The 26,683-nt window shown below is 71.8% G+C and carries 28 protein-coding genes and 2 pseudogenes; 17 read left to right on the top strand and 13 right to left on the bottom strand.

Translation table 11 applies throughout. From position 1 onward, the window contains the following. Positions 1–57: 57 nt before the first annotated feature. From ABTZ03_RS37705 to ABTZ03_RS37725, 5 genes are all read right to left on the bottom strand, one after another. Complete coding sequence (locus tag ABTZ03_RS37705) at positions 58–1,143, bottom strand: hypothetical protein (protein WP_350517714.1); 1,086 nt, start codon at positions 1,141–1,143, stop codon at positions 58–60. 102 nt (positions 1,144–1,245) lie between these two features. Beyond that, complete coding sequence (locus ABTZ03_RS37710; RefSeq protein ID WP_350517715.1) at positions 1,246–3,120, bottom strand: threonine/serine exporter family protein; 1,875 nt, start codon at positions 3,118–3,120, stop codon at positions 1,246–1,248. Between the two features lie 182 nt (positions 3,121–3,302). Next, positions 3,303–3,956, bottom strand: coding sequence for a DedA family protein (locus tag ABTZ03_RS37715; RefSeq protein ID WP_350517716.1), 654 nt, complete (start codon positions 3,954–3,956; stop codon positions 3,303–3,305). A 213-nt stretch (positions 3,957–4,169) separates the two neighbouring features. Beyond that, the gene (locus ABTZ03_RS37720; protein WP_350517717.1) at positions 4,170–6,527 is read right to left on the bottom strand and encodes a hypothetical protein; all 2,358 of its coding nucleotides are present in this window, start codon (positions 6,525–6,527) and stop codon (positions 4,170–4,172) included. A gap of 61 nt (positions 6,528–6,588) precedes the next feature. Further along, positions 6,589–8,613, bottom strand: coding sequence for an ATP-binding protein (locus tag ABTZ03_RS37725; RefSeq protein ID WP_350517718.1), 2,025 nt, complete (start codon positions 8,611–8,613; stop codon positions 6,589–6,591). 292 nt (positions 8,614–8,905) lie between these two features. Between ABTZ03_RS37725 and ABTZ03_RS37730 the strand changes: the two genes are divergently transcribed. Beyond that, the gene (locus tag ABTZ03_RS37730; RefSeq protein WP_350517719.1) at positions 8,906–9,229 is read left to right on the top strand and encodes a hypothetical protein; all 324 of its coding nucleotides are present in this window, start codon (positions 8,906–8,908) and stop codon (positions 9,227–9,229) included. 158 nt (positions 9,230–9,387) lie between these two features. Here the strand turns inward: ABTZ03_RS37730 and ABTZ03_RS37735 are convergent, their stop codons facing one another. Next, positions 9,388–10,602, bottom strand: a complete 1,215-nt coding sequence (locus tag ABTZ03_RS37735; protein ID WP_350517720.1) for a TetR/AcrR family transcriptional regulator — start codon at positions 10,600–10,602, stop codon at positions 9,388–9,390. 275 nt (positions 10,603–10,877) lie between these two features. On the opposite strand from ABTZ03_RS37735, the gene ABTZ03_RS37740 reads away from it, so the two are divergent. After that, positions 10,878–12,035, top strand: coding sequence for an acyl-CoA dehydrogenase family protein (locus ABTZ03_RS37740; RefSeq protein ID WP_350517721.1), 1,158 nt, complete (start codon positions 10,878–10,880; stop codon positions 12,033–12,035). Between the two features lie 146 nt (positions 12,036–12,181). Here the strand turns inward: ABTZ03_RS37740 and ABTZ03_RS37745 are convergent, their stop codons facing one another. Continuing rightward, positions 12,182–12,448, bottom strand: coding sequence for a hypothetical protein (locus ABTZ03_RS37745; RefSeq protein WP_350517722.1), 267 nt, complete (start codon positions 12,446–12,448; stop codon positions 12,182–12,184). 177 nt (positions 12,449–12,625) lie between these two features. On the opposite strand from ABTZ03_RS37745, the gene ABTZ03_RS37750 reads away from it, so the two are divergent. Further along, entirely contained in the window at positions 12,626–12,943 is a 318-nt protein-coding gene (locus ABTZ03_RS37750) for a cupin domain-containing protein (protein WP_350517723.1), read from the top strand. A 19-nt stretch (positions 12,944–12,962) separates the two neighbouring features. On the opposite strand, the gene ABTZ03_RS37755 is transcribed toward ABTZ03_RS37750, so the two are convergent. After that, positions 12,963–13,553: a TetR/AcrR family transcriptional regulator gene (locus ABTZ03_RS37755; protein ID WP_350517724.1), complete on the bottom strand. Its 591-nt coding sequence runs from the start codon at positions 13,551–13,553 to the stop codon at positions 12,963–12,965. A 136-nt stretch (positions 13,554–13,689) separates the two neighbouring features. Between ABTZ03_RS37755 and ABTZ03_RS37760 the strand changes: the two genes are divergently transcribed. Beyond that, a complete protein-coding gene (locus tag ABTZ03_RS37760) occupies positions 13,690–15,249 on the top strand; it encodes an MFS transporter (protein ID WP_350517725.1) in 1,560 nt (519 codons plus the stop codon). A gap of 183 nt (positions 15,250–15,432) precedes the next feature. On the opposite strand, the gene ABTZ03_RS37765 is transcribed toward ABTZ03_RS37760, so the two are convergent. After that, on the bottom strand, positions 15,433–15,603 hold the full coding sequence (locus tag ABTZ03_RS37765; RefSeq protein ID WP_350517740.1) for a hypothetical protein: 171 nt from the start codon (positions 15,601–15,603) through the stop codon (positions 15,433–15,435). 196 nt (positions 15,604–15,799) lie between these two features. On the opposite strand from ABTZ03_RS37765, the gene ABTZ03_RS37770 reads away from it, so the two are divergent. The 4 genes from ABTZ03_RS37770 (at position 15,800) to ABTZ03_RS37785 (ending at position 18,397) form a co-directional block, all read left to right on the top strand. Further along, a complete protein-coding gene (locus ABTZ03_RS37770) occupies positions 15,800–16,435 on the top strand; it encodes a class I SAM-dependent methyltransferase (RefSeq protein WP_350517726.1) in 636 nt (211 codons plus the stop codon). A gap of 155 nt (positions 16,436–16,590) precedes the next feature. Beyond that, positions 16,591–17,160: a methyltransferase family protein gene (locus ABTZ03_RS37775; protein ID WP_350517727.1), complete on the top strand. Its 570-nt coding sequence runs from the start codon at positions 16,591–16,593 to the stop codon at positions 17,158–17,160. 197 nt (positions 17,161–17,357) lie between these two features. Continuing rightward, positions 17,358–17,639, top strand: a complete 282-nt coding sequence (gene tatA, locus ABTZ03_RS37780; RefSeq protein WP_350517728.1) for a Sec-independent protein translocase subunit TatA — start codon at positions 17,358–17,360, stop codon at positions 17,637–17,639. Between the two features lie 239 nt (positions 17,640–17,878). Further along, positions 17,879–18,397 carry a potassium channel family protein gene (locus ABTZ03_RS37785; RefSeq protein WP_350517729.1) on the top strand — a complete coding sequence of 173 codons (519 nt, stop codon included), beginning with the start codon at positions 17,879–17,881 and terminating at the stop codon, positions 18,395–18,397. A 165-nt stretch (positions 18,398–18,562) separates the two neighbouring features. Here ABTZ03_RS37785 and ABTZ03_RS37790 read toward each other — a convergent pair whose 3' ends face one another. Both ABTZ03_RS37790 and ABTZ03_RS37795 read right to left on the bottom strand, forming a co-directional pair. After that, complete coding sequence (locus ABTZ03_RS37790; RefSeq protein WP_350517730.1) at positions 18,563–18,802, bottom strand: hypothetical protein; 240 nt, start codon at positions 18,800–18,802, stop codon at positions 18,563–18,565. An 11-nt stretch (positions 18,803–18,813) separates the two neighbouring features. After that, on the bottom strand, positions 18,814–19,185 hold the full coding sequence (locus tag ABTZ03_RS37795) for an ATP-binding protein (protein WP_350517731.1): 372 nt from the start codon (positions 19,183–19,185) through the stop codon (positions 18,814–18,816). A gap of 268 nt (positions 19,186–19,453) precedes the next feature. On the opposite strand from ABTZ03_RS37795, the gene ABTZ03_RS37800 reads away from it, so the two are divergent. The 4 genes from ABTZ03_RS37800 (at position 19,454) to ABTZ03_RS37815 (ending at position 22,001) form a co-directional block, all read left to right on the top strand. Continuing rightward, complete coding sequence (locus ABTZ03_RS37800; protein ID WP_350517732.1) at positions 19,454–20,314, top strand: helix-turn-helix domain-containing protein; 861 nt, start codon at positions 19,454–19,456, stop codon at positions 20,312–20,314. Then, on the top strand, positions 20,307–20,498 hold the full coding sequence (locus tag ABTZ03_RS37805; RefSeq protein WP_350517733.1) for a DUF397 domain-containing protein: 192 nt from the start codon (positions 20,307–20,309) through the stop codon (positions 20,496–20,498). The genes ABTZ03_RS37800 and ABTZ03_RS37805 overlap by 8 nt, the downstream gene beginning before the upstream one ends. Positions 20,499–20,943: 445 nt before the next feature. Continuing rightward, the gene (locus tag ABTZ03_RS37810; protein WP_502894725.1) at positions 20,944–21,426 is read left to right on the top strand and encodes a SigE family RNA polymerase sigma factor; all 483 of its coding nucleotides are present in this window, start codon (positions 20,944–20,946) and stop codon (positions 21,424–21,426) included. Next, the gene (locus ABTZ03_RS37815) at positions 21,423–22,001 is read left to right on the top strand and encodes a PASTA domain-containing protein (protein ID WP_350517734.1); all 579 of its coding nucleotides are present in this window, start codon (positions 21,423–21,425) and stop codon (positions 21,999–22,001) included. Before ABTZ03_RS37810 ends, ABTZ03_RS37815 begins: the two co-directional genes overlap by 4 nt. A gap of 79 nt (positions 22,002–22,080) precedes the next feature. Here ABTZ03_RS37815 and ABTZ03_RS37820 read toward each other — a convergent pair. Next, positions 22,081–23,106, bottom strand: a pseudogene (locus ABTZ03_RS37820) (Tn3 family transposase); the annotation flags it as partial. Positions 23,107–23,134: 28 nt separating this feature from the next. Then, entirely contained in the window at positions 23,135–23,281 is a 147-nt protein-coding gene (locus tag ABTZ03_RS37825) for a hypothetical protein (protein WP_350517741.1), read from the bottom strand. Between the two features lie 519 nt (positions 23,282–23,800). On the opposite strand from ABTZ03_RS37825, the gene ABTZ03_RS37830 reads away from it, so the two are divergent. The 5 genes and pseudogenes from ABTZ03_RS37830 to ABTZ03_RS37850 all read left to right on the top strand — a co-directional run. Next, entirely contained in the window at positions 23,801–24,325 is a 525-nt protein-coding gene (locus ABTZ03_RS37830; RefSeq protein WP_350517735.1) for a DUF6879 family protein, read from the top strand. Beyond that, the gene (locus ABTZ03_RS37835; RefSeq protein WP_350517736.1) at positions 24,316–25,155 is read left to right on the top strand and encodes a helix-turn-helix domain-containing protein; all 840 of its coding nucleotides are present in this window, start codon (positions 24,316–24,318) and stop codon (positions 25,153–25,155) included. The genes ABTZ03_RS37830 and ABTZ03_RS37835 overlap by 10 nt, the downstream gene beginning before the upstream one ends. A 110-nt stretch (positions 25,156–25,265) precedes the next feature. After that, positions 25,266–25,718 (top strand): annotated as a pseudogene (locus tag ABTZ03_RS37840) (NUDIX domain-containing protein). 164 nt (positions 25,719–25,882) lie between these two features. Further along, complete coding sequence (locus ABTZ03_RS37845; RefSeq protein WP_350517739.1) at positions 25,883–26,404, top strand: DUF6879 family protein; 522 nt, start codon at positions 25,883–25,885, stop codon at positions 26,402–26,404. Then, a partial coding sequence (locus ABTZ03_RS37850; protein WP_350517737.1) for a helix-turn-helix domain-containing protein occupies positions 26,394–26,683 on the top strand: 290 nt, incomplete at its 3' end. The genes ABTZ03_RS37845 and ABTZ03_RS37850, both read left to right, overlap by 11 nt.

A 26,683-nucleotide genomic window follows, 5' to 3' on the forward strand; every position in this document is an offset into this window, starting at 1 on the left:
CACGTCAACTCCGCGCGGACGCCCACGGTATACGAACCAAGGCCGGAAGGGGCGGATCTAACGATGGATCCGGCGGGTCCGGGTGCGCAGGTGAGGGTGTCGGCCGGGACGGCGCTCCTGGCCGGTGGGGCCGACGGCGTACGTCCGGTTGCGCCCGGCACGGACCGCGCGGCGGCGCTGCTGGGCCCCGGCCGAACGGTCCGGGGCCGCGCCGGAGGGCCCCTCGGCCGGTTGCGGGTGCGGTGCGGACGGGCGCGGCGCCGAGGCGGCCACCGCGGCCGAGCGGCGGTCGGCGAGCCGGGCCTGACGGCGGGCCAGCCCCCGGGCGGCGTGGGCGTCGAGGTGGGCGGTGGCCCGGGCGGCCATCCGTTCGGCGACCCGGTGGGCGGCCGGGTGGTTGGCGGACACCTTGTCGGGCGCGCCGGCGATCAGGTCGAAGAGCCAGGTGCGGGCGCGGTCCGCGCGCCGGTGCAGCAGGCGTTCGCGCCGCAGCGCACGCGCCCGGCGGCGGGAGCGCGTGGTGTAGCGCCAGCGGGCCCACGGGCTGCTCGGGCGGGCCAGCCGGATCGCGCCGATCCAGGACAGGCCGGGGACCATGATCCCGAGCAGGCCGGTCCACACCTTGCCCTTGAACAGGGTGATCACCGAGGCCAGCGCGTTCACCGAGATGATGGTGATCAGGCCCCACCGGGTGTCCTCGCCGGGCAGCGCGCCGAACGGCACGTATCCGATCAGCAGCAGCGCGGTGGAGAGGATGCCGAAGATCACCGCGTCCACCGACTTGCGGCCCTGTTCGCTCCAGTAGACGTCGTCCAGGTGCAGGATCAGCGCGAACTCGTCCAGCACCAGACCGCAGCCGATGCCGAAGAGCAGCCCGAACACGTCGATCCACGGGGTCCCGCCGTAGGTGGCGAACACCCCTATGCCGCCGACCAGCAGGAAGCCCAGGCCGAACACCATGTGGTGGATGTGCAGGCCGCCGGGGGTGACGTTGCCGGGCCACCAGCGCACCTGGGCCCGGATCATCCGCACGCTGAAGCGGATGAAGACGAAGGAGGTGATGAAGCCGACCAGCAGCAGGAACAGCGGTTGCTTGTGCGCGTTGACGATGTGCTCGCGGTAGCTGTCCAGCAGTGTCGTCATGGGTCTTACCTTCGTTCCTGGTCCTGCGTCCTGCCTGCCGTGACATGGCCCGGGCCCCAATACCGGCCCAACACCGGGCCCGCTAAGGAACCCAACGCGCGGTCAGAACCCACGGGTGCGCTTGGCCGCCCGGCGCGGCATCGCCGGGTAGAGGGAGGGGAGCTCGGCGCCGACCGGCAGCTTCAGGAAGAGCCGGGCTATCTCCCCACCGAGGTTCACCCCGACGGCCAGCGCCATCGCGATCGCCGCCGCCCGGAAGACCGACACTAGGCCGGCGCTGGAGTGCCCCTGGGCGAAGGCGAGCATCCCCAGGTAGAGCGCCGAACCGGGCATCAGCGGGCCGATCGCGGCGGTCACGTAGGGCAGCGCCGAGCCGTTGCGGTAGCGCGCCATCAGCTGGCCGAAGAGGCCGACCAGGCCGGCCGCCACGCCGGTCGCGGCGATCGGGTTGACGTGGGCGTTGTAGACCAGCGCGCCGTAGCTGGCCCAGCCGATGCCGCTGTTGAGGGTGACCAGCGCGAGGGTGCGGCGGTCGGTCTGCAGCAGGGTGGCGAAGGCCAGGGTGAGCACCATCGCGGCGATCATCTGCACCGGCGGGTAGCTGATGCCCACCAGGCTCTCGTCGGGTTTCAGCTTCGCCTCGAAGCCGACGCCGAGGTAGAGGATCATGATCACGCCGATCACGATGCCCGCGACCAGGTAGACCACTTCCAGCAGGCGTGCCGCGGCGGTGATGTAGAAGCCGGTCAGGCCGTCCTGGACGGCGGCCACCAGGGCGCGCCCGGGCAGCAGGGCGAACAGCCCACCGGTGATCACCACCGAGCCGCGCAGGCCCCAGTCGTTGAAGGACAGGATGATCCCGGAGGCGGCGGCCGGCATCGCGGCCGCCACGAACTGGTAGAACTCCGGCAGCCGGCGCTTGGCCAGCGCGGACGCCAGCCGGTCGCCGAGCACGGCCGCGACGAAGGCGCTGGCGAAGACCAGCCAGGCCTTGTCGTCGAACCGCCCGCCGACCAGGAAGGTCGCCGCGCCGGCCAGCAGGCCGGTGGTCAGGGCGAGGAACCAGGCCGGGTACGGGTGCCGGTTGCGGCGGATCAGGGCCAGTCGGCGGTAGGCGTCGTTGACCGTCACCTTCTCCGCGGTGATGTCCGCCACCAGCTGGTAGACCGCGTTCAGCCGGGTGTAGTCGGAGGTGCGGCGGCGCACCACCCGGTCGGCGGTGACCGGCGGCTCGACCAGCGAGGGCTGGTGCGAGATGCCGATCAGGGTGAAGGTCACCTGCGGCTCGCAGCGGTCCAGCCGGTAGGCGTGCGCGATGCCGAGCATCGCCGCCTCGACGTCCTCGGCGGCCTCACCGCTGGCCAGCAGCAGTTCGCCGATGCGCAGGGTCAGGTCGAGGATGCGCGGCACGTTGCGGGTGACGGCCGCCGAGGGGTGCATCTCGCGGGCGGTCCGCTCGAAGGCGGGGCGCTCGGACATCGGGGTGCGCAGCAGGGTGCGCATCCGGTCCGGCCAGGGCGCCTCGCCGGGGGCGCCGGCGGTCAGCTCGGGGATCGGGATGCCGGTGGGCGGGGTGTAGCCGGCGGCGCGCCACTCCTCGGGGGTGAGGGTGTCCTCGGCGACCGAGCGGCGCCGGGCCGGGCGCGGCTGCTCGGGCCGGGCGTCGCGGGGGCGTACGTCGACGGTCAGCTCGGGGTGCGGCTCCAGCGGCGGTCCGGACCGCCGTCCCGGCCCCGGCTCGGGCTGCGGGCGCGGTCCCTTTTCGGGGGACGGTTCGGGGGCCGGCGCGGGCGCCGGCGCGGGGGCCGGCGCCGGAGTCGGTTCGGGCTCGGGGGCCAGCAGGCCCTTGGTCTCCGGGACGGGCGGGACGAGCGGGACCACGGTGACCGGGTCGACGACCGGGGCCGGGTGGCCGAGCAGGCCCTCGGTGGGCGGCGCCTCGGCGGGGTGCACCGGCTTCGGCGGTGTCTGCCGCATCTGGCGAACCGCCCGGCCTCCCCTCGCCCGCTTGCCCGCACCCGGTCGGCCCCGCTTCGGCACTTCCGCTCCTTGCCGCCCCTGGTGGCCGCCGGCCACCGTTCGATCTCGGGTTACACCTTGCCTGATCGAACAGCCGGACGCACATGTACGAGACGTCAGGCGGTGCCGCCCCCGGGCGCCTACCCGGCGCGGTGGTCCGCGGTGGGGGCCGCTCCGGAACGGCGCGCCCGGAGCAGTTCGACCGCCACCGGGACCACCGAGACCAGCACGATGGCGACCAGGATGGCCTCGATGTTGTCCCGGACGAAGGGGATCTGCCCGAGGAAGTAGCCGAGCACGGTGACCCCGCCGCCCCACAGCACCCCGCCGACCACGTTGAAGATCACGAAGCTGCGGTAGTTCATCCTGCTCACCCCGGCGACGATCGGGGTGAAGGTGCGCACGATCGGCACGAAGCGGGCCAGCACGATCGCCTTGGGGCCGTGCCGGTCGAAGAATGCGGCGGCCTTCTCGACGTTCTCCTGCTTGAACACCTTGGAGTCGGGCCGGCGGAACAGGCTCGGTCCGACCTTCCGGCCGAACAGGTAGCCGACCTGGTCCCCGGCGATCGCGGCCAGCACGATCAGCGTGCAGACCAGCCAGAGCGGCTGGTGCAGGTAGGTGCCGCCGGCCACCAGCAGGCCGGTGGTGAACAGCAGCGAGTCGCCGGGGAGGAAGAAGCCGATCAGGAGGCCGGACTCGGCGAAGACGATCGCCAGGATGCCGATCAGGCCGAAGGTGGAGATCAGGGTGGTCGGATCGAGCCAGGACGGGCCGAGGGCGAGGCTGGTCACGGTGCGGGCGCTCCTGGAGGTCGAGTCTTGGCAATGCAAGGGTAAAGCAATGACAAAGACTCGTCGGGGAGCGGGATGGTTCCCCGACCGGCCGCCGGTACGGCCGGGGAACCACCGGGGTCACGCAGTGCGGCGGCCGAAGCGCGCGGCTCGGCGGCCGAAGCGTTCGGTGCGGCGGCCGAAGCGCGCAGCGCGGCGCCCGCGGCACTCGGCTCAGAGGCCGTAGCGCTCGACCACCTCCCGGTGCGGGGCGAGGTCCGCCTCCGCCGCCTCGGCCAGGTCGAGCCAGGCCAGCGGGTGCGCCCAGTCGGCGGTGAGCCGGTGCAGCAGGGCGTCGGCCGCCTGGGCCGAGGCGGTCGGCGGGACGCCGACGGCGGCGTAGATGCCGGGAAGGTCCCCGCCCTCCTCCGCAGGATCGGTGACCCGGTACTGCTCCCCGCTGTACGCCCAGACCGCGAAGCCGGCCTCGCGCAGCGCGTCCCGGAACCCGGCCCAGGTCTCGTCGCCGGGCCAGGCGCCGTCGACCCAGTAGCTGGTGTAGCCGGCCGGGTCGAGCAGGGTCAGCAGGGCGAAGACCGGGCGCCAGCCGGCCCGCTCCTCCTCGGGGGCGTCCTCGGCCGGCGGGCGCTCCAGCAGGGCCGGGGAGAAGACCACCACGTCACCGTGGTTGAGCGTGAGGTCCGCGCCGAGGACCGGCAGGATCCGGGCGGTGGCCGGGCCCGTCCGGACCGCGGGCAGGTCGGCCGTCGCACCGTTGGTACGGGTGGCGCGGACGGTGATCAGCTGCCACTCCTCGTCCACCGGGCCCTCGGGCTCGTCGAACTCGATGCCGATCCGGGCACCGGTGGAGCGGACCACGGCCCAGTCCCGGTTGGCGCTGGCGGCGGTGATCAGGTGCCAGAGGTCGGGCTCCTGGACCGTCAGGTGGAGCTGCTCCTCCCCCACCTCCTCGGCGGGCCGGGCGTGCGCCAGCAGCTCCTGGTAGAGGCGCTGCGCGGTGGCGTGGTCGCCCAGCTCGGTGGCGGCGGCCGCGGCCAGCCGGCGGGTGTTGATCCGGCTCGCCTCCAGCGCCAGGATCGCCCCGCACTGCTCCAGCACCTCGGCCCAGCGGCCCTCCGCCGCGGCCCAGCGGGCGCGTATCCAGTGCCCGTCGGCCGGGGCCGTCGCGGCCAGCCGGTCGGCGAGGCGGCGGACGCCCTCGGCGTCACCGGCCTCGATCAGGGCCTGGCCAAGGGTGCCGGTCAGTGTCTCGCTGCCCGGGTCGGCCTCCAGCCGCTGCCAGAGCAGGTCGGCGGCGGCCCGGGCGTGGCCGAGGCCGCCGAGCACGTTGGCCAGCAGCACGGCGAGTTCGGTGGCGCCGGCCTGCTCACCCCGGTACCGGTCCAGGGCGACGGAGAGCAGGTCGGCGCCGGTCTCGACGGGCACCTCGGCCTCGGCCAGGTACGCCGTCAGTTCGCCGGGCGGCACCGGCAGCTCGGGGACCGGCAGCGCTTCGGCGGCCGCGCGCAGGGCGGCGACCTGCTCGACCACGCCCTCGGTGCGGCGCAGCCGGCCGAGCTTGCGCTCCCCGGACGCGGCGAGCGTGAGCGCCACCGTACGGGCGCCGCGGGCGAGCGCCAGCCGGCCGGCCGCCAGCAGCAGGTCCACACAGGGGCGGTGCGAGCCGGTGCCGTCCAGGTACCCGACCCAGCGGGCCACCGCGGCGCCCAGCTCGGCGTCGTTCTCCCGGGCGCCGGCCGCGACCAGCAGCTCGACCGTACGCGTCCAGGCCTCGCGCAGGTCGGCGTGCCGCTCGGCCTCGGCCTGGGCGGGCAGCAGGGCGAGCGCCTCCGCCGTCCGGCCGAGCGAGGCGAGCGCGCGGGCCCGCAGCAGGGCGCCCCAGCGCCGGTCGCTCTCGTCGAGCTCCTCGTTCCGGGCCTTGGCCGTCCGCTCGGTGGTGTCCAGCAGGGCGAGCACCTCCTCGTGCCGGCCCAGCAGGTGCAGGGTGCCGGCCCGGGCGCGGTGGAAGCGGAGCGAGACCTGCTGGCCCGCGGCCTGCATCCGGGCGGCGGCGGTGTCCAGGTGGGCGAGCGCGTCGGCGGGCCGGTCGTCGTCCTCCAGGGCGTCGGAGTACTCGCGGGAGAGGCAGTCGAAGCAGGCGCGGCCGGGCTCGATCCGGTCCAGCGTCTCGCCGACCACCTCCAGGCGCTCCGGGACGTACCCCGGGCCGTCGACCCGGGCGTGGCAGATCGCGAAGTCCTGCACCACGCAGACGGACTGCGGGCAGCCGGCCGTCTCCTCGCGGTGCGCGAACTCCAGCAGGTCGACCACCTCGGGCATGACCGACTCGCCCTGCTGGCGCTTGTTCAGCAGGTTCTGCATCCGCCAGTGCCGCAGGTAGACCTCGACCCAGGGCAGACCGAGGGCGCGGGCGGAGGCGAGGGCCTCCGGGTAGGCGGCGTCGAGCTGCTCGTTGCGGCCCTCGGTGGCGTGTTCGGGCAGCTCGTAGATGGCGTCGGCCAGTCGGGCGTGGCCGGCCGTGTGGAGCTGCTGGTGGGTGTCGCGCACCCAGGCCCAGATGTCGGTGGTCATGGTCGTTTCCCCTGCGTCGTGCTGATGAGTTGTCTATCGCGAACCACTGACAGTCCGTCCGTCACGCTTCCCCGGGGCCACTGGAGGAGTCACCGGAGGGGTCGCCGGGGAGGGCGCCGGGGAGGGCGCCGGGGCTGTCCGGGACGTCCGGCAGGCCGACCGGGACGGCGGCCGTGAGGGCGGAGACGGCGGTGCCGATGCCGGCCAGCGCGGCGCCGAGGTCGCCCTCGGCGGGGCCGGTGGCGGCCGCCGCCATGATCACCTTGAGCGAGCGGAGCAGCCCGGCCGCGGTGGCGCTGCCGGTGTGCCCGGTGCGGTAGGCGGCCAGCAGGTCCCGTACCGCCGGGCAGTCCAGGTTGAGGTAGAGCCGGGCCTTGACCCGGCCGTCGGTGCGGGCGGTGAAGGCCCGGGCGAGCCGCAGCGCGGCGGACGGGATCCGGGCGTCGGCCTGGTCGTCCTCGATCCGGGCCTTCAGCTCGGCCTCGCGGTCGGGCACCAGGACGAGCGGCAGGCCGGGCGGGTCGAAGCGGGCCGGGACGAGCTGCTCGCCCTCGTCCGCGAGGGCGCCGGACAGCCAGGCCGACTCCTCGGCGGGCAGCGGGCGCTCCGGGTCGCGGAACAGTTCGCGGTTGCCCTGCTCGCTGCCGAGCTCGACCAGTCGGCAGCCGCGCAACTGGGCGTAGCGGCGCAGGAACGGCAGGACGGCGTAGCGGTCGCCGCGGGCGATCGGCACCCGCATCACCCGGTAGAGCATCTCCTCGAAGCCGCCGCCGCTGCCGAGCGCGACGTGCACCGCCCCGCCGCCGGCCGCCCGCAGGCCGCCGGCCGTCAGGTCGCCCTGCGAGGTGGGCACCGGGACGTCGTCGGCGAGCAGGGTGAACAGCCGCTCGTCGCAGAGCGCCGCGCCGAGCAGGTCCTGGCCGTGCCGGGTGAGGATGCGGCGCCAGACGGCGGGGCGCAGCCGGGCCGTCTCGTAGAGGCCGTCCACGATGGCGTCGCCGAGCGCCCGTTGGAGCGCGCGGTAGTGCTCGTCGCGCTGGAGGTCCTCGCGGCTGGCGGTGGGGGTGAGCCGGTTGGACTCGATCACGCCGCCGATGAATCCGGCCCAGCTGGGCAGCAGGTCGCGGGCGTCCTCGGCGAGCAGCATGCCGCGCAGGTAGACGGCGAGGTCGCGGTTGTCGCTGCTGCCGTAGGTGCCGCCGTCCTGGACCCAGAGCAGGCCGATCGCGTCGGTTCCGGCGGTGTTGTCGTCGCCGCCGGGCCCGTCGCTCCCGTCGTCGACCGGTTGGGTCCGGGCCGGCTGGGTCGGCTGGACCGGGAAGGCGGTGAGCGGCTCGAAGCGGCGGCCGAAGGCGGTGGCGAAGGCCATCCGGGCGGCGTGCTGGTCGCCCGGCACCTGCTGGCGCCAGGGCACCCGGACGGCGTTGACGGGCTCGGTGTCCTCGCCGACGAAGACCGGGATCGGCAGCAGCACGCAGTAGCGGCCGAGGACTTCGCGCAGCGCCTGCTCGTCGGCGAGGTGGGCGTGCTCGGCCTTGAGGGCCAGTTCGACGACCGTGCCGGGCTCCGGCCGGGCGGGCACCGGCTCGACCTGGTACTGCTCGCCGCCGCGGCTGCGGTAGCGGTGGCCGTGCTGCGGTTCGCGGTGCGAGGTGGTGGTGACGGTCACCTCGTCGGCGACCGAGAAGGCGGACAGGAAGCCCAGGCCGAAGGCGCCGATCAGCTCCTGGTTGCCGGTCAGTTCGCGCAGCATCCGGGTGTAGCCGGTGCCGACGGTGGCGAGGTAGGCGTGGATCTCGGGCTCGGTGAGGCCGGCCCCGGTGTCCTCGATGGCGACGGTCCGCCGGACCGCGTCGGCGCGCACCCGGATCCGCGGGCGGTGGTCGCCGTCCGGGTCCTCCAGGAGCCGCCGGGTGTGCGAGTCGTGGGCGTTCTGGACGAGTTCGCGCAACGCGACCAGCGGGGTGGAGTAGAGATGGGTGGCGAGGACGTTCACCAGGCCGCCGAGATCGACCTCGGTGGTGCGCAGGTCCTCGGTCGGGGCGGGCTCGGCGGGGGTGGGTTCGGTCGGGACACCTTCAGACATGGGTCCTCAGTGTGCCAGTGCGACAATCTGTCGACCATTTCTTTCTATACATCAGTCTTCCGAGCTGCCGGGCCGACTGCGGCGAGCGATCCGACCTGACGGAATGACGGATTCTCGTCAATCTGGTCAACCGGAATTGACCGGTCCCCCACCATCGAGGGAAATGCCACCCGTTTGGTGGAGTTCGTCCACGTCGCTGGTGAATGCTGAGTGTGCGACGTCAGGCAACGGCGCGACGGAGCGGCCACTCCGGATCGCGCCACATTCGCACTTCCAGTTCAGGGAGACCACCGTGTCCCGTTTCCGCGCAGCCGCCGCCGTCACCGCCCTCGGGGCCTTCCTCCTCGTCGGCGTCGGTGCCGCCACCGCGCACGCCGACAACGACGCCGGCTCGATCGACCACTCCAACAGCAGCGTGGTGAGCAACGTCGGTTCCGGCAACGTCATCGGCACCGTCCACGGCAACGTGGTCAACACCCAGCAGACCGCGACCGGTTCGGGGGCGAGCAACCAGAACAACGGCCTGGCCTCGGCCGGCAACGGGGGCAGCATCGGCGCCGTGCAGGGCAACGGCAACTTCGACGCCCGGGTCTACTACCCGCACGTCCTCTACTAGCTGCACCGGGCTGCCGCCGGGCCTCCGGTCCGGCGGCAGTCACCCCGCGGGCCGGGTGCCCGCCCCCTGTCGACCCGGGGGCGGGTGCCCGGCCCGCTGCGCTGCTCCGGTGGTTTCGGCGATTACGGCAGCTCCGGCGATTACGGCAGCTCCGGTGGTTACGGCAGCTCCGGCGGTTCCCGTGGCTCCGGTGGTTCGGGCAGTTCCGCAACTCCCAGTGCCGCCCGGCCGATCCGCCGCAGGCAGTCGCCGAGGTCGGGCCGGGCGCTGTGCGGGGCGTTCCGCACCCCGTCATTGACCAGTGAGAAGAGTGCGTGCACCCGGATCCGGGCGGCCACCGCGTCGTCCTCCGGGCGCACCTGTCGCAGCAGTCCGACCCAGGTGCGCAGGAAGTCACGCCGGAAGTCCACCGCGACGCGGCGGTCCGGCGGGGCCAGCCGATCCGTCTCGCTGAGCATCGCGCCCAGGTAGTCGCCGTTGCGCAGCGCGAAGTCGACGTACGCGCGGAGCCCGGCCGCCAGCGCGGCCGCCTCGCCGGCGGGGGCCGATCCGGCGGCGGCCGCGATCGCGCCGTCCACCTCGTGCCAGAGCCGCTCCCGGCTGCGCACCAGGGAGGCGGCGAGCAGGTGCGCCTTGCTGTCGAAGTGCCGGTACACGCTGGGCCCGGAGATGCCGACGGCGGCGCCGAGTTGGTCGGTGCTGACGTTGTCGAAACCGCGCCGGTGGAACAGCCGGACGGCCGCCGCGAGCAGTTCCTCCCGGCGCGCCTGGGGCCTGGGCCGCGGTGCCGGTGCGGCCGTCGGCGTCGGGCCGGCGGTGGTGCCGTCCAGGGACACCGCGAGGACGGCCGCGACCAGTTCGCGCAGCAGCGGCTCGGCCCGCCGGGGCTGCGGCGCGGCCGACTGGTAGGACAGCCCGGCGCAGCCGGAGAGCGCCGACCAGCAGAGCAGTTCGGCGTCCGGGACGGTGAGTTCGGGCCGTTCGGCGCGCAGTACGGTGACCATCAGGGCGACGTCCGCCCGGAGTTCGCGGCGCAGCGCGGCCCGGCGGTCCGGCGGCAGCAGCCGGGCGTCGCGCTGCACCAGGGTGCCGAGCGGGCGGTGGGCGACCGCCACCGCAGCCAGGGCGGAGCCGAGTTCGGCGGTGTCGGCGGCCGAGCGCAGGGCGTCGGAGAGCGCCTCCAGGCCGGAGCGGACGGCGCGGTCGAGCAGTTCGGGCTTGCCGCGGAAGTGCCGGTAGAGGGCGGGTGCGGTGATGCCGACCCCGGCGGCGACCTCGGTCATCGAGACCTGGTGGTAGCCGCTGCGGTGGAAGCGGTCGGCGGCCACGGCGAGGATCTGGGCGCGCCGGCCGGGCGGCCTTCGGACCACCATCTGCTCCCCTCCCGTTCTGTCCCCGGGCTCCTGGCGGGCCCGTCCGCAGGCTAGCAAGAATTCACTTGGTCGCCGTGCGGAGCAGGCCCTCGGGGCCGTTCCCCCGGTTGTTCCCTCAGCTGTTCCCCGGGTCGTCCTGAGGTCCTCCCCGGGTCGTTCCCCGGCTCCGGAACGCTGGACAGCCGAAGCTACCCGGGATTAACTTGTCGGGCCACCACCTGGTACGTTCCGCCTCCGTCGGCCCGCCGGCCGGCACCGTCGAAGGGAGCGCCGCCGTGCGCCGCACCGTGTTCAACGAGGACCACGAGGCCTTCCGGGAGACCATCCGGGACTTCATCGCCAACGAGGTCGTCCCGGTCTACGAGAGCTGGGAGGCCGACGGCCACCCGCCCCGCGACTTCTACCGCCAGCTCGGCGAACTCGGCGTCTACGGCATCGAGGTGCCGGAGGAGTACGGCGGCGCCGGCGAGAGCGGGTTCAAGTACCAGGCGGTGATCGCCGAGGAGGCCGCCCGGGCGGGTGTGAGCTTCGGCTCCTCCGGCGTGCACACCGGGCTGGTGCTGCCGTACCTGCTGGAGTACGCGAACGAGGAGCAGAAGCGGCGCTGGCTGCCCGGCTTCGTCTCCGGCGACATCATGACCGCGATCGCGATGACCGAGCCGGGCGCCGGCTCCGACCTCGCGGGCATCACCACCACCGCCCGGCTCTCCGAGGACGGCACCCACTACGTCCTCAACGGCGCCAAGACCTTCATCACCGGCGGGGTGCTGGCCGACCTGGTCCTGGTGGTCTGCCGCACCGCGCCGTACGACCCGGAGAACCGCCGGACCGGACTGTCCATCCTGTGCGTCGACACCACCTCGCCGGGCTACTCGGTCGGCCGCAAGCTGCAGAAGATCGGCCTGCGGACGTCCGACACCGCCGAGTTGGCGTTCGTCGACGTCAAGGTGCCGGTGGCAGACCTGCTCGGCGAGGAGGGCCGGGCCTTCTCCTACCTGACCCACAACCTGGTGCAGGAGCGGCTGGCGATCGCCGTCGGCGCGTACGCGGCGGCCGCGGCGGCGGTGCGGTTCGCGGTGCAGTACGTCAAGGACCGCAAGGTGTTCGGCAAGGCGGTGGCCGAGTTCCAGAACACCAAGTTCACCCTGGCCGACTGCCAGGCCCAGGTGCTGGCGCAGCAGTCGATGGTGGACCGGGCCCTGGAGCTGTACCAGGACGGCGAGTTGAGCGTCGCGGACGCGGCCGCCGCGAAGCTGTTCTGCACCGAGTCGGCCTCCACCGTGATCGACAAGTGCCTGCAGCTGCACGGTGGTTACGGCTACATCCTGGAGTACCCGATCGCCCGGCTCTACACCGACAACCGGGTGTTCCGGATCTACGGGGGCACCAGCGAGGTCATGCGCAGCATCATCGCCAAGTCGCTGGGCCTGTAGGGCCGCAGGCGCGCGAAGCTGCGGCGGGCCGCACCCCCATGGCGGCCCGCCGCGTCCGTTCGGCCCGGCGGCTGCGGCCGGGTCCGGCGGCTGCGGCTGCGGCTGGCTGCGGACGGCTGCTGCCGGCTCCGGCGGTGCCGGTTCGCTCAGTTGGGTGAGCCGTGCTCCGCGCGCCAGGCCTCCCAGCCGGCCGAGGAGGCCACCTTCGCCTCGTGCAGGGCCCGTTGGGCGAGCGTGGTCGGCGGGGTCTCCATGCTGCGCACCCAGTCGCGGCCCGCGGTGAACAGCGCCGCGCAGACCAGCGCCGCCCCGGCCGCGCCGAGCACCGAGCCGATGCCGGTCAGTACCACGCCGCCGGCCAGCAGCGAGCGGTTGACCTGGATACCGCCGAAGATCCTCTGGTTGGTCGCCATGCCTCCACGATGCGGGCAGTCGGTGGGGGCTGCACCTCGGGCGGCCCGGACCGGGGCCCTTCGGAGTGCGTTCGGAGTGCGTTCGGAGTGCGTGAGCCCGCCTTCGGCGGCTCTCGGGGTGCGCGCGGCCGGTGCGTCCGCGAACCTGGGCACACGGCTTGAGGAGGAGGCGGCGCGATGCCCGATCTCGAACGGCTCGCCGTGGAGCACGCCGCGCTGGCGGCCGAGAGCCCGCACGGGCGCAGTGCCCACCTGGTGCTGCACGACGGGGTGCTGCGGCAGACCGTGATCGCGCTGACCGCCGGCACCGCGCTGGACGAGCACGCGCCGCCCAGCGCCGGGAGCGTCCAGGTGCTGCGCGGGCGGGTCTCGTTGACCATCGCCGGGCGCCGGCTGGAGCTGTCCGTCGGCACGCTGGAGCCCGTACCGCAGGAGCGGCACGGGCTGCTGGCGCACGTCGACTCGGTGGTGCTGCTGACGGCCGTCACGGCGTGACCGGCGCGGTGCCCCGTCGTTACGGCACCTCGGTCCCCAGCACGCTGCCGCTGACCAGCCGGAGCCCGCGGAGGAACTCGAAGCCGTTCGGCGCCAGTTCGGGCGCGGCCAGCCACTGGGCGACGTAACCGGCCAGCAGGATCTGGTAGAAGGTGCCGCGGGCGAGTTCCTCCTCGGTGTCCGGCACCTCGGTCACCCCCTGGAACACCGCGGCGAGGCCGAGCCGGCCCTCCTTCTGCGCCTCCTCGAAGGCCCGCGCCAGTTCGGGGTTGTGCCCGGCCTGGGCGAGTGCCTCGAACTGGGCCGCCCAGAGGCCGCGGTGCTCGACGAACACGTCCCGGAGGCCGTTCCAGACGGCCGCGAAGCGCACCTCCGGATCCTCCGAAACCTGGTTGGCGCCGTACACGACGGCCCCCAGGGCCTCGCCCATCTCGCCGATCGCCTCGATCATCGCGGCGTTGAGCAGCGAGTCCTTCGAGCCGAAGTGGTAGCCGATCGCGGCCAGGCTGACGCCGGAGGCCGTCGCGATGTCGCGGGCCGTGGTGCGTCCGTAGCCCTTCTCGTACAGGCAGCGCTTGGCGCCGGCCATCAGGTCTTCGCGGTTTCCCATGCTCCCGATCCTACGGAAGGTCTGGACGGATGTCTTGCACATGCGTCTTGGACTTTTGTTTTGGACGAACGTGTTGGACATTCGTGTTGGACGCTCGTACTAGACAAGCGTCTGACACGCCCGTACTGTCTTCCCCATGACCGCAACCACCGGCCGCGCAGGCCGTCGCGAATGGATCGGCCTGGCCGTCCTCCTGCTCCCGACGCTCGTCCTGTCCATGGACATGGGCGTGCTGTTCTTCGCCGTCCCGTACATCTCCACCGAGCTGGCGCCCAGCGGCACCCAGCAGCTGTGGATCATGGACATGTACTCGTTCCTGCTCGCCGGGCTGCTCATCACCATGGGCGCGCTGGGCGACCGGATCGGCCGCCGCCGGCTGCTGATGGTCGGCGCCGCGGGCTTCACCGGCGCCTCGCTGCTGGCCGCCTGGTCCGGCAGCGCCGAACAGCTGATCGCCGCCCGCGCCCTGCTCGGCATCGCCGGGGCCACCGTGATGCCCTCGACCCTCGCGCTGATCCGCAACATGTTCCACGACGCCAAGCAGCGGCAAGTCGCCCTCGGCGCCTGGGGCGGCGTCCTCACCGCCGGGGCCACCCTCGGCCCGGTCGCGGGCGGACTGCTGCTCGACCACTACTGGTGGGGCTCGGCCTTCCTCGTCGCCGTCCCGGTGATGGTCCTGGTGCTGCTCACCGCCCCCGTCCTGCTGCCCGAGTACCGCGCCGGCGCGGACACCGGCACCGCCCCCGGCCGCTTCGACCTGCTCGGCGCCGTGCTCTCGCTCGCCGCGATCCTGCCGCTGGTCTACGGCGTCAAGACCCTCGCCGTCGACGGCTGGAGCACGCTGCCCGCCCTCGCCACGGCGGCCGGACTGCTGCTCGCCCTCGCCTTCGTGTGGCGCCAGCGCACCGCCGCCAACCCCCTGCTCGACCTCAGCCTGTTCCGGATCCGCACCTTCAGCGGAGCGATCAGCGTCAACACCCTCGCGATGTTCGCCATGATGGGCTTCTCCCTCTTCACCTCCCAGTACCTCCAGCTGGTCAAGGGCATGAGCCCGTTCACCGCCTCGCTCTGGTCGCTGGTGCCCAGCCTCGGCGTCGGCGCGGCCGTCGGCATCAGCTCGGCCCTGGCCGGCAAGGTCCGCCCGGCAGCCCTGATGGGCGGCGGCTTCCTGATCGGCGCGACGGGCTTCGCGATGATGACCCAGGTCGGCCCGCACTCGCCGCTGGCGCTCATCCTCACCGCGGCGGGCGTGCTGGCCGCCGGCACCGTCGGCACCATGACCATGACCGCCGAGATGGTCGTCTCCGCCGCCCCGGCCGAGCAGGCCGGCGCCGCCTCCGCCACCTCCGAGACCGCCGTCGAACTCGGCAGCTCGCTCGGCATCGCCCTGCTCGGAGCGGCCGGCGCCGCCGTCTACCACCACCGGCTGGACGGCGCCCTCCCGGCGGGCGTCGACGGCACCGCGGCCCACACCGCGCAGGACACCCTCGGCGGCGCGGTCTCCGTCGCGGCCCACCTACCGGGGCAGCTCGGCCCGGACCTGCTGGAGGCCGCCCGCAGCGCCTTCACGGACGGCCTGCACGTCGCCGCCGCCGTCGGCCTGCTCTTCGCCCTCGGTGCCGCCCTGCTCGCCCACCGCCTCCTGCGCCACCTCCCGGTCGCCACCGCGGCCGCCCCGGAGCCCGTCACCGCCTGACCGGCCCGGCCCACGGCGGCCGACGCCCCGATCCACGCGAGTCATCGAGAGCCCCCGCCCACATCATCGGGCGGGGGCTCTCCGCCGTCCGGGAGCAGCGCTGGCGTCGCGGTTCCGGGCACCCGGGCGACCGACCGACCGGGCGAAGGGTCGCGGTCGAGCCCGGCCAAGGCCCGCGCCGTTTCACGGATCGATCACCGGTCCACCGATGCCCAGCATGGCCGCCATCTCGTCCAGGCCGACGGCTCCGTCGAGGCCCTCGGCCTCCGCCTCGTCCGCGAGGCCGTTGAGCCACTCGTCCTCGGCCTCAGCGGAATCCCCTTCGGCGGCCCACGCCCCCGTCGATGCGCTCATCCGGCGACGGTACCGCCGGGTTCGCCCCTCGCCCGGCCACAGGGGGCGCGGGCAGGCGAACGGGGGCGTGCACGAGCGGGTGTGCACGCCCGGCGGTCACGACTGTCACGTCCCGAACCGGCGCACACACTGCGGCCCCGGGCCCGCCCGGCTGCCGGTCGGGCGGGCGGGGTCGGCGGCGTGCCAGGGTGGGGGGATGGGGACTGATCACGGGCGGGTGCGCGGGAGTTATGACGCGGTGGCGGAGGAGTACCTGGGGCGGATCGGGGGTGAGTTGACGCACAAGGTGGTGGACCGGGCACTCTTGGCAGCCGTGCTGGAGGAGGCCGCGGGCGGGGTGGTGGCGGATCTGGGCTGCGGGCCGGGGCACGTGGCGGGGTGGCTGGCCGAGCGCGGTGCGCGGGTGGTCGGGATCGACCTCTCGCCGCGGATGGTGGAGCTGGCCACCCGTGAACAGCTTCTGGTCGAGTTCCGTACCGGTGACCTGCTGGCGCTGCCCGCCGCCGACGGGGAGTTCTCGGCCGCCGTGGCCCTGTACTCGGTGATCCACCTGGAGCCGGCGGAGCTGCTGCCCGCCTTCGTGGAGATGCGGCGGGTGCTGCGGCCGGGTGGGGTGCTGCTGGTCTCCTTCCACCTGGGCGAGGAGGTGCGGCGGCTGGAGGAGTGGTGGGGCCACCGGGTCGACGTGGACTTCCACTTCCTGGAGACCGGCGCCGTCGCCGCGCGACTCGCCGAGGCCGGGTTCGCCGTCGAGGCGCGGCTGGAGCGGGAGGGCCTGCCGGAGGAGGCCGACACCCGGCGCGGCTACCTGCTGGCGCGGCGGCCCCGGTAACCGTCGGGGGCGGTGCCCCGGTGACGATCGGGGGCGGCGCTCCCGGGAGCCGTCCACCCGGGGGTGGACGGCGGTGCGTCCACCTCGGGGTGCGTGTCGCCGCGCCCGGAGGGGAGGACCGTGGAGGGGTACCCACGACCGTCAGGAGCCGCCGTATGTCCGTGCCCGCCCTCCTCTCCCTGCTCGGCCTGGCCTGCTGGATCGGCTACGAGCTGCTGCTGCGCCGCCGCCAGGACGCCGCGGCCGGCACCTGGCGCGCGGACGACCGCGACCGCGGCTCGACCAGGCTGCTGCTCTCCTGCTACGTGGCATCGGCACTGGTCGTGGTGCTGCTCGCCCGCGCCTCGGTCGGCGAACTGCCCGTCTGGGCCCGCTGGTTCGGGGTCGCGGCGGTGGCCGCCGGGCTGGCCCTGCGGGCCTGGGGCATGCAGACCCTGGGCCGCTTCTACACCCGCACCCTGCGCACCGTGGACACCCAGGAGGTGGTCCGCAACGGCCCGTACCGGCTGATCCGCCACCCCGGGTACGCCGGCAGCCTGCTGGTCTGGATCGGGTACGCGCTCGGCACGGCCGGGTGGGTGGCGGCCCTGGTGGTCGCCGCGCTGCTGCTCGGCGCGTACGGCTGGCGGATCGCCGCCGAGGAGCGGCTGCTGCTGTCCGCCTTCGGCCCGGCGTACGCCCGGTACCAGCGGGAATCCAAGCGTCTGGTGCCGTTCGTCTACTGAGCGCACCGGCGTCGTCGGGAGCCGTGTTGCGGGCCGTCGGCCGACCCGGAACACTCGCGGTCCGCTCGAACAGCACCTGGTTTTCGGCCAGCGTTTCCCGGCCGGTGTATCCGTTCGGCGTGAGGGCCAGGCATACTGGCGAGCATGGGCGCTCGCGCCCCCCGTGACTCTAGACAAGAAGGGACCGGTGGCCAGGGATGCTGCGGAACGGTCTTGAGCCCTGGCACATCTTGGTGGTGCTGGCGGTCGTAGTCCTGCTGTTCGGATCGAAGAAGCTGCCGGAGATGGCGCGCGGCCTCGGCAAGTCGATGCGCATCCTGAAGGCGGAGACCAAGGCGATGCGCGAGGACGACCCCTCGACCGACGCCGGCACCGCCCAGAGCACGGCCGCGCCGCAGCAGCCGGCCGACCGTCCGGCCGTCACGCCGACCAACGTGACCAAGGCCACCGAGACGAAGCACACCGAGACGACCGCCTGAGTCGGTCGTCCGAGCTGAGGCTCGCGAGTTTCCTGTTGAGCCCCCGGTGGATTCCACCGGGGGCTCAACTGTGTTCCGGGGCAGGTGCGGCCGCCGGTGCCCGGATGGGCGAGCGCGCGGCGGGCACCCGCGAGCTGTACGACGTGGTCATGCGCCCACCTGGGACTCGGTGGTCCGGCGTGACACGGACGGTCGTCATCGGCGGGCGGTTCGATGTGGGGCGGGGCAGGCTGGGCGGGATGTCCGAGGACCCGCTGACCGTGGATGTGCGCGCCTGGCTGTGGCTGCTGGGCGCGTTCGCGCTGCTCATGACCGGGTACTTCACGCTGCCGCTGCAGTGGCTGGGCGACCGGCGGCCGGTGCTGAGCTGGTCGCTGTTCGCGGGGGCGCTGACCGGGCTGAGCGCACTGCTGCTGGGCAAGATCGCGGGGGTGATCCGGGGGACGGCGAAACGGCCGGTGTACTGGCTGGCGTTCCTGATCTGCCTCGCGGTGACGATCTTCTCGGCGACGTACTACGTGCTGGGCGCCCACAAGGCGGAGTTCGCCGGGCTGGAGACCAGGCTCGACGCGCTCTACTTCACCGTGGTGACGCTGGCGACCGTCGGGTACGGGGACATCACGCCCGCGGGGCAGGCGGCACGACTCGTGGTGGTGCTGCAGATCGGGTACAACTTCGTGTTCATCGCGGCGGCGGCCGGGACGGCGTCCCGGGCGATCCGGGGGAACGTGGAGAAGCGGATCCATCGGCAGGGGTGAGTCCGACTCCGGTTTCCGGCACGGCGGGTCTGTGCACGCGACCCGCCGCACGTCCGGGGTTCGTTCAGTCGTCCTCGTCGGGCGGGGTCGCGCGGAGGGCGGTGACGATGCCCAGGGCGACGGTCGCGATCGCGAGAGCGAGGAGCGTCGCGAAGGCGACGGCGATCAGGAATCGCACGGGCGCTCGCGGTCTCGGTCGGCGTCGAGGAGGAGCGTGAGGAGGTTGAGGAGGGTCGAGGCCGGCGCCGTGTTGAAGCGGACCAGGACGCGGCCGTCGAGGGTCTTGTCGGTGGTCGCGGAGGGGAAGATGAGGCCGAACCTGCGGCCGCGCTCGTGGAGTTCGGCGAGCAGGGTACGGATGTGATCGTCGGTGTAGGCCCGGATCCGGGGATCGGTGGGCTTCATGGGGTGGCGGGTCACTGGCCACCGCCCAGCTCGCACTCGAACCAGATGGTCTTGCCGCGCTCCTGGCGGTCGACGCCCCAACGGGCGGTGAGGGCCGCGACCAGGTGGAGGCCCCGGCCGGACTCGGCGAGGAGGTCCAGGGGTTGGAGGGAGGGGAGGACCGGGCTCTCGTCGGAGACCCCGACCCGGAGGGTGCGGGTGGTGACGGAGAGGATCTGGACCACGGGGGCGGGGGTGTTCGCGTGGTTCCACGCGTTCGAGATCAGCTCGCCGAGGGCGAGTTGGGCGTCGAACGTGTCGGCGGGCGGCCAGCCGAGGCGGATCATGGCGCCCGCGAGGGACTGGCGGGCGAGGGCAAGGGTGGGCGTGTTGCACTGACGCATGGGAGATCTCCCGGCGTGAGGTGGGGTGGAGAACCGGCGGAAACGTCGCCGTGAGCCAGGCCATGGAGAGAAGGACATGGCTGCTCTGCGGTGCGGACAGCGCGCATTACTGACGATCCGTCGGATCGCTGTGAGATCGACCATAGCGCAGGCCGTCTGAATTTTGAGGTCTTCGCCTCAAAATTAGCTCTATCGTGGCAGCCAGCCCAGATGGACCTGCATGCTGGCAGAGCGGCACACTGGCCCCAGTACCGGTAGAGAGGACACCATGCCCCTTCGCTCGAATCCGACTCTCCGCCAACGCCGAATCGGCACTGAGCTGCGGAGAATGCGGGAGCAGGCCGGTCTCGGCAGTAGCCAACTCGCCCGCACGCTCGGCATCAGCCCCGGGCAGATGACCCAGATGGAGAAGGCGAAGATCGGAGTCAGCCCCGAGCGTCTGCGGACTGTCGCCTCGGCCTGCAACTGTGTCAACCAACCGCTGGTCAACGCACTTGTCGACATGGCTTCGGAGCGAGAGAAGGGCTGGTGGGAGAAGTACCGCGGCACTCTTACGATCGACTTCCTTGAGGTGGCAGAGCTCGAAAGCCGATCCACCCGATTGACCATCTGCACGACAACCTTCGTGCCGGGCCTCCTGCAGACCAACGACTACGCGTCGGCCGTGTTCGCTCGGATCTTCCCTCCGCTGCCGCCACAAGAGATCGAGACCAGGACCGCCTTTCGACTCAAGCGACAGGAAGTCGTCAGCTCCAGTGCGATTCCTGTCCAGGTCTTCGTCCACGAGGCAGCCTTGAGGATGCAGTTCGGCGGCCCCAGCGTCCTCGCGAGCCAGCTCGAATCGCTTCTCAACGACTCGGAACAGCCCGGCATCTCAGTCCGCGTCGTGCCCTTCGCCGTCGACACCTTTCCAGGCTTCGGCGAGAACCTCACCTTCGCCGAGGGGCCCGTACCTGAACTGGACACCATCCAGATGGACGTGGCCCAAGGTGCACTCTTCTTCGACTCTCCAGCCGACCTGGCCAAGCATCGGGCGATCTTCTCCGCCCTGGACTCCACGGCACTCTCCGAAGAAGGATCACGTGATTTCGTTCGATCCGTCATGAAGGATGTGAAGCCGTATGCATAGGTCAGAGTGGCAGAAGTCCAGCTACAGCGCTGCGAACAACGAGTGCGTGGAGCTCCGTAGGGCCGACACCTCGATCGAACTCCGCGAGTCCGACGAAGGCGACATCATCCTCCGCACCACCCCGGCCGCCCTCGCCACCCTCCTTCACGGGCTCAAGGCCGGCGAGTTCGACCACCACGCCTGACGCCCCTCCCCCGCGTAGGAAGTCGGCCCGTCCGACTTCCTACGCGAGCACCACTTCGCCGCAGCCCCACCGGCCAGGCCGGGCATCCCGGAGGACTGAACCCCCGGACGGCCAGACTCGCCAGCTCGCCTCCAGGGAGAGGGCCGGCCCGCGTTCCGTGACGACGGGCGGCCGGTCGGAGTCCGAGCCCGCTTCCGCTCCGCCCGCGCGGGACGCCGGGCCCCGCCCCCACCCCGGGCGGCAGCGGCGCGAGGTCCTGCGACACCCTTCCGCCCCAGCTGTGATTCACGTCACTGCCGACGCCTCGGTGCAGCACTCGGCCCCGTTCCGCCGTCATAGGGGCAGTGATCGGGACGGGACGAGGAGAGGAGGTCGGCGGGTGAGGTTTCGCAGGAGCGGTCCGGGCATCGGATTCACGGAGTTCGTCGCACAGCGGTCGGGAGCGTTGTTCCGCACCGCGTATGCGCTGACCGGTGACGTGCACGTGGCCGAGGATCTGGTGCAGGAGGCGCTGGAGCGGGCGTGCCGACAGTGGCGGAAGGCCGCGGTGGCGGACTCGCCGGAGGCGTACGTGCGCAAAGTGCTGGTCAACCTGGCCAACGACCGCTGGCGGCGGCTGTCGCGCCTGGGCGAGCGCCCCGGGCTGTCGGGGGTGCCCGAGACGGCCGACCCCCGGGACCGGTTCGGGCAGGTGGATCTGCGCACGGAACTGATCGAGGCACTGCTCGGGCTGCCGATGGGCATGCGCAGCGTGGTGGTCCTGTACTACCTGCACGATCTGGACGCCCGGCAGGTCGCCGACGTCCTGGACATCTCTTCGAGTGCGGTGAGGTCCCAGCTCGCCCGCGGCCTGGCCAAACTGCGCGATTCCGTATCGGGCGCCCAGGCGCCGCACACCCCGTCGGCCGCTTTCGGAGGTACGAAGTGAGGAACACGTCGTCCGGACCCGCCCCGTTCGAGCCGGGCCTCGAAGCCGAGCTGCGTGCCGCGGTGGCCTCCTTCGCCGACGGGCCGACGGCGCCGGTCGTCGACGCGGCCGCGATCGAGCGAGTCGTCAGCCGCAGCCGCACCCGCCGGGCGCTCCTCGGCACCGCTGCGGCGTGCTGCGTGCTGGCGTGCGCCACGGTGGGGTTCTTCGCGCTGAAGCCCGTGCCGCCCGCGCCCGGCGCCTCCCCGTCCCTGTCCCCACCGGCGAACGCGGCGTGCACCCCGCTCGCCACCGGCACCCCCAAGAGCGGAAGCGCCGATGCGACTCCGCCACAGGGGCAGGCGCGGACCGCGGGAGCGGGCATCGCGCTGCCGGACCTGGCCGGCATGCCGGTCGAACAGGCCGGAAGCCTGCTGCGCGGACTCGGACTGAGCTGCACGATCATGCGGCACACGGACTGGAACGCTCCCGCCGGGCAGGTGATCAGCAGTGCCCCCCGGGGCGGCGCAGAACCGGTGGCACCGGGCTCGTCCGTCCTCCTGCTGGTCTCGACGGGCAAACCCGGCAAAACCTGAGCGACCGGGCCCTTCGGCCCGCGCACCGGCTCAACGACGCGCCCCAGCCCGCCCGTTCCTCGCGGTTGGGCCGCCGGAGCTACTCGTCGTCCTGGTCGTCGTCGTCCACCGCGTCCGGGTCGCGCAGCGGACGCAGAGCGCCTTCGGGCTGGGAGGGGGTGAAGGCGTACCGGCCCAGGACGTTCAGGTGGCCGGCCTTGAGCGGGGACAGGCGGGCGCCGTCCTCGTCCAGGACGTCGTGCTCGCGCTGGTCGGCGGGCAGCGCCCGCAGCTGCTCGACGGCGGCGTCGAGGTAGCGGGTGTTCCACAGCACCACGGCATTGAGGACCAGTCCGAGGCTGGCCAACTGGTCCTCCTGGCCGTCCTTGTAGGCCTGCGGGATGTGGCCGCGCTTGCCGTGGCAGATCGCGCGGGCCAGGGTGTGGCGGGACTCCTGCACGGTGAGCTGGCGGTTCATCCGGCGCCGGTAGGTGTCGTCCACCGGGCCGACCAGGTCGAAGAGGTGGGAGGTCTTCTCGATCCGGCCGTACTCGGCGAACGCCTGCCCCAGCGGGGTGGGGTGGCCTTCGCGGCCGAACATCCGCAGCAGGTCGTAGGCGCGGACCTGGTTGGTGATCAGCGACCCGGCCACCCGCAGCATGTCGGGCCACTGCTCGCGGATCTTCTTGAGGTTCACCTTGTTGCGGGCGATGGCCTCCAGCGGCCCGTAGCCGCTGGCCGGTTGCTCGCCGGGGATGTCGGCGCGCCAGAACCGCTGGTCAGCCAGGTCGCGGAAGCGCGGCGCGAAGCGGAAGCCGAGCATCTTGAAGATCCCGAAGACCATGTCGGAGTACGAGGCGTTGTCGGTCGCCACCATCTCCGGGCGCACCCCGCCGTCCAGGTTCAGCAGGGTGTCCAGGATGAACAGGGAGTCGCGCGGGGTGCCGGGCACCAGCATCGCGCCGATCCCCGACACCTGGTCATTCAGTGCGTTGAGCCGGGTCAGACCCCTCTTCTGCCCGAAGTACTTGGGTGAGGGCGCCGAGTTGATGCTGCGCTTGGGCACGACGAACCGCAGGCCGTCCACCGAGGCGAGCATTCCGCCGCTCCAGCTCTGCGCGAGCGGCGCTGGCCGAGCAGGTCTCGAAGGAGCTTCAGGCGTACTGACGCAGGAGCTGCCGATACGACCGGAGCACCTCGGTGTCGATCTCGTACGCCAGGCCACCGAGCAGTTCCCACAGGTGCTCGGTGTCATCGGTGCCCACCGCCTCCACCGCGGGAAGAGCGAATTCGACCACCACGCCTGCCCCCGGCCCCTCGCGCCACCTGCGCGAGGGGCCGCCCTGGCCGAATCCCCGCCCTCGTTCGGGTAAGGCCTCGCCGTGCCGCCCCGCCCGCACGCCGAGCGGGCGACACCCTCGCTCCCTCGCACAGGAAGTCGGCCCGCCCGACTTCCTGTGCGAAGGGAACCAGACCGAAGCAACTCCGCCTTCAGGGGCGAGCCTCGCACCGCAAAGCCTGATCATGATCCTTAGTCCAGGACGCGAATACCGCCCGAGTGCCGTGGACAGACCATCCTCCCCTTCCATACCGTTTCGGTCAGTCGGTCCAACCAGGGCCGGACTCAAGGGGGCTGGCGATGGCTCATAGGCGACTCACTGGCGTCCGCAGCGGCGATTGCAAGGATGGCGAGTGCCCGAACGTCTACGTCACTGACAGGGGCACCCTGGTTTTCCAGGGCGACCAGTACTCGGACCTGGCGGTACCGGCGCATGAGGGAGCCGTGGAACTGCCCGAGGACGTTGTGAAGGAGGCTGTTCGTGCTCTTGGATGGTGAGGAATGGCAGAGGCTTCTGCACGGCTTCGCGCAGTCGGCGTTCCGACTTGAGACCCTGCCCGCGTACAAGGTCGCGGGAGAAGCCGAAGAGATCCAGGATTTCCTGAACGGGCAGCGAATCGACGCTGGCACGTACACCTCTGGCTGGACCGATCGGCTCAAGGCCCACACGGCCGCCGGTCGTACGGTCCAGCGGGTCCATGTCGTGACCCGGCCGCTGAGCGACTACCTGCGGTACGAGTTCATGTACTACCACCCGCACGCCATGGCGGGTGAGAACATCCGGATTCTCGATCTGACCGACAGGCCGAACCCCGGGCTTCCGAATCAGGACTTCTGGATGTTCGACGACACCAGCGTTGTCCTGATGAACTACGAGCCCGACGGAACGCAGATCGATCGCGTGCTGGTCGAAGGCGAAGTGGGACAGTACCAGGAATGGAGGCGGCTCGCGGTCGCCGAATCGGTATCCTTCGCCGAGTTCGTGAAAGAGCATGGGTGGCAATAGACCTGGAAGAGCTGGGTCACAGCAAGGGCGACCTGGCGAAAACGCTGAGAGAAATAAGGGTCCAAGCCGGTCTCGCTGGAGACCGGCTTGCCCGGCGTTGTGGCATGACACAGTCGAAGATCAGCAAGATCGAAACCGGCAGGACCGTTCCGTCCCTGGTGGACGTCGAGCTGATCCTGCGCGCTCTCGGAGTTCCGGCCGAACTGGCACAGCGGGTACTGGACCTGGCTCGGGTGGCGAACACCGAGTGGCAGGACGTGCGGGCGCTCAGGCGGAAGGGGCTGGAGAAGAAGCAGGTCGAACTCGCGGCGCTCGACCAGTCCTCCAGCGAGATCCGACACTTCCTGCTGTCCATGCTGAACACCTTGCTCGGCACGCCCGAATACATCCGAGCGAGCCTCGCGCATGTTCCGGGTGACACCACCAAGGCGGTAGCGAAGAAGCTGGAGCGTCAGACCGTCCTGTACGACGAGTCGAAGGCGTTCACCTTCCTTCTGACCGAGCAGGCGGTGCGCTGGGCCGTACTGCCGGCCCGGGCCATGGCGATACAGATGGACCGGCTCATTTCGGTGTCCAGACTCCCGAACGTTCGCCTCGGCGTGATTCCGCTCGGGAAGTACATCCCGGAGAGCCCGCTGAATACTTTCACGCTGTACGACCACAGCCTGTCCACGGTCGAGACCGAGACCGGAATCGTGATCCTGCGGGATCGCCGAGACATTCAGCGCTACCACGAAATATTCGCCATGTACGAAACGCACGCGCTGTTCGACGAACAGGCGCGCGAACGAATCGCGGAGTGGTCCGCCTTGGCACTCCGGCAGCTTTAGTCGCCGGGCGACGGAGAGCCAGGCAGGTCCGCTGCCCTCAGGCGCGCGGGTCCTGCGGGCCGGCCGCGCGTGCGGCGCGGCCGGCCCGCCGAAGAGAAACAGGTGGGCTCATGAAGAAGATCGCCGCGAAGCTCTGGCAGATCATCCGCGGCCCGATGCAGTGGCGCGTGCTGTGGCTGTGGCACTCGAAGTTCATGGTCGGCGTGACGGGAATCGTCCGCGACCAGGACGGCCGGGCGCTGCTGCTCAAGCACCGCCTGTGGCCGGAAGGCCGGCAATAGGGCCTCCCGACCGGCTACGCGAACGCGGGCGAGAGCTTCGAGGACACGATCGTGCGTGAGGTCCGGGAAGAGACCGCACTCACGGTGAAGGTGTGCGAGCTGGCGCACCTGAAGAGCGGCTACAAGCTGCGTGTCGAAGTCGCCTACGAGGCCCTGTACATCAGCGGACAGGCGCAGCCGGCCTCGTTCGAGATCCTGGAGGCTCGATGGTTCTCACCGGACGATCTCCCTGAGGAAGTACAGGAGTCGCACCGCGAGTTGATCAACTGTCGGCAGTACTGACCCCCGGCTGAGCGGGCCCAACTGGCCCACGGGGTGGTCTCCAGTCGGATACGGGAATACCTTCCGGGTGCCGTGGACAGCTGCCGGACAACTCCCTAGCGTCCCTCACACATGGTCCAACATGCACTGACTCTTCGGAGGTTGAGATGAGCGAGGCAGCAGCCCTGTGCCTGGATGGTGACGCCTGGCAGGCCAGGTTCCGCGACTTCACAGCGGAAGCCTGGCGGCTTGAGACGCTCCCGGTCTACAACGTCCCGCAGGAGGACCAGGAGTTGCGGGCGTTCCGAGCCGGTGAGCGGATCGACCCGCACGCACACTCCAACAGCTACACGGAGGACCTCAAGCGCGTGCGGCGGGAGGGGAAGATCAAGGGGCGCGTGCACATCGTCACGCGCCCGCTCTCCGAGTACCTCCGCTACGAGTTCATGTACTACCTCCCCCATGCCTGGGCCGGGGAGGACATCCGCATCATGGACGTCACCGATCGCCCCAACCCGTTGGCCGGCGTCACCGACTACTGGATGTTCGACAAGAGCGAGGTCGTACTCATGAACTACCTCTCCGACGGAACGCAGATCGACCGCACCGTCTTCGAGGGCGACGTCAGCCCGTACATCGAGTACCAGCGGATCGCGCTCGCCGAATCGGTGCCCTTCGAGGAGTACGTGAAGGACATTGGCGCTTGATCCACAGGAGCTGGGTCAATCTCATTCAGACCTGGCGACAATCCTTCAAGAGCTCCGAAAACGAGCTGGACTCTCCGGAGTCCAGCTTGCTCGGCGTGTCAACATGTCGCAGTCCAAGATCTCCAAGATCGAGACCGGCAAGGTCACGCCATCGCTTGTCGACGTCGAGCTGATCCTGCGGGCGCTAAGGGCGTCCGCCAGTAGGTCATCGGATGCGGGGTGTGCGAGGCCGGGTGTTCCAGCGGTAGAGGGACCAGGCGCGGCGGATCAGGCAGCGGA

It is taken from the genome of Kitasatospora sp. NPDC096077 (genome assembly GCF_040303245.1).
Taxonomy (GTDB): domain Bacteria; phylum Actinomycetota; class Actinomycetes; order Streptomycetales; family Streptomycetaceae; genus Kitasatospora.

Bases quoted from the DNA above. Each gene is read 5' to 3' on its own strand.
- ABTZ03_RS37725 (WP_350517718.1), bottom strand. From the start codon at position 8,613: ATGTCTGAAGGTGTCCCGACCGAACCCACCCCCGCCGAGCCCGCCCCG.
- ABTZ03_RS37770 (WP_350517726.1), top strand. From the start codon at position 15,800: ATGGGGACTGATCACGGGCGGGTGCGCGGGAGTTATGACGCGGTGGCG.
- ABTZ03_RS37795 (WP_350517731.1), bottom strand. From the start codon at position 19,185: ATGCGTCAGTGCAACACGCCCACCCTTGCCCTCGCCCGCCAGTCCCTC.
- ABTZ03_RS37790 (WP_350517730.1), bottom strand. From the start codon at position 18,802: ATGAAGCCCACCGATCCCCGGATCCGGGCCTACACCGACGATCACATC.
- ABTZ03_RS37745 (WP_350517722.1), bottom strand. From the start codon at position 12,448: ATGGCGACCAACCAGAGGATCTTCGGCGGTATCCAGGTCAACCGCTCG.
- ABTZ03_RS37710 (WP_350517715.1), bottom strand. From the start codon at position 3,120: ATGCGGCAGACACCGCCGAAGCCGGTGCACCCCGCCGAGGCGCCGCCC.
- ABTZ03_RS37800 (WP_350517732.1), top strand. From the start codon at position 19,454: ATGCCCCTTCGCTCGAATCCGACTCTCCGCCAACGCCGAATCGGCACT.
- ABTZ03_RS37805 (WP_350517733.1), top strand. From the start codon at position 20,307: ATGCATAGGTCAGAGTGGCAGAAGTCCAGCTACAGCGCTGCGAACAAC.
- ABTZ03_RS37775 (WP_350517727.1), top strand. From the start codon at position 16,591: ATGTCCGTGCCCGCCCTCCTCTCCCTGCTCGGCCTGGCCTGCTGGATC.
- ABTZ03_RS37735 (WP_350517720.1), bottom strand. From the start codon at position 10,602: ATGGTGGTCCGAAGGCCGCCCGGCCGGCGCGCCCAGATCCTCGCCGTG.
- ABTZ03_RS37705 (WP_350517714.1), bottom strand. From the start codon at position 1,143: ATGACGACACTGCTGGACAGCTACCGCGAGCACATCGTCAACGCGCAC.
- ABTZ03_RS37750 (WP_350517723.1), top strand. From the start codon at position 12,626: ATGCCCGATCTCGAACGGCTCGCCGTGGAGCACGCCGCGCTGGCGGCC.
- tatA (WP_350517728.1), top strand. From the start codon at position 17,358: ATGCTGCGGAACGGTCTTGAGCCCTGGCACATCTTGGTGGTGCTGGCG.
- ABTZ03_RS37755 (WP_350517724.1), bottom strand. From the start codon at position 13,553: ATGGGAAACCGCGAAGACCTGATGGCCGGCGCCAAGCGCTGCCTGTAC.
- ABTZ03_RS37720 (WP_350517717.1), bottom strand. From the start codon at position 6,527: ATGACCACCGACATCTGGGCCTGGGTGCGCGACACCCACCAGCAGCTC.
- ABTZ03_RS37785 (WP_350517729.1), top strand. From the start codon at position 17,879: ATGTCCGAGGACCCGCTGACCGTGGATGTGCGCGCCTGGCTGTGGCTG.
- ABTZ03_RS37765 (WP_350517740.1), bottom strand. From the start codon at position 15,603: ATGAGCGCATCGACGGGGGCGTGGGCCGCCGAAGGGGATTCCGCTGAG.
- ABTZ03_RS37760 (WP_350517725.1), top strand. From the start codon at position 13,690: ATGACCGCAACCACCGGCCGCGCAGGCCGTCGCGAATGGATCGGCCTG.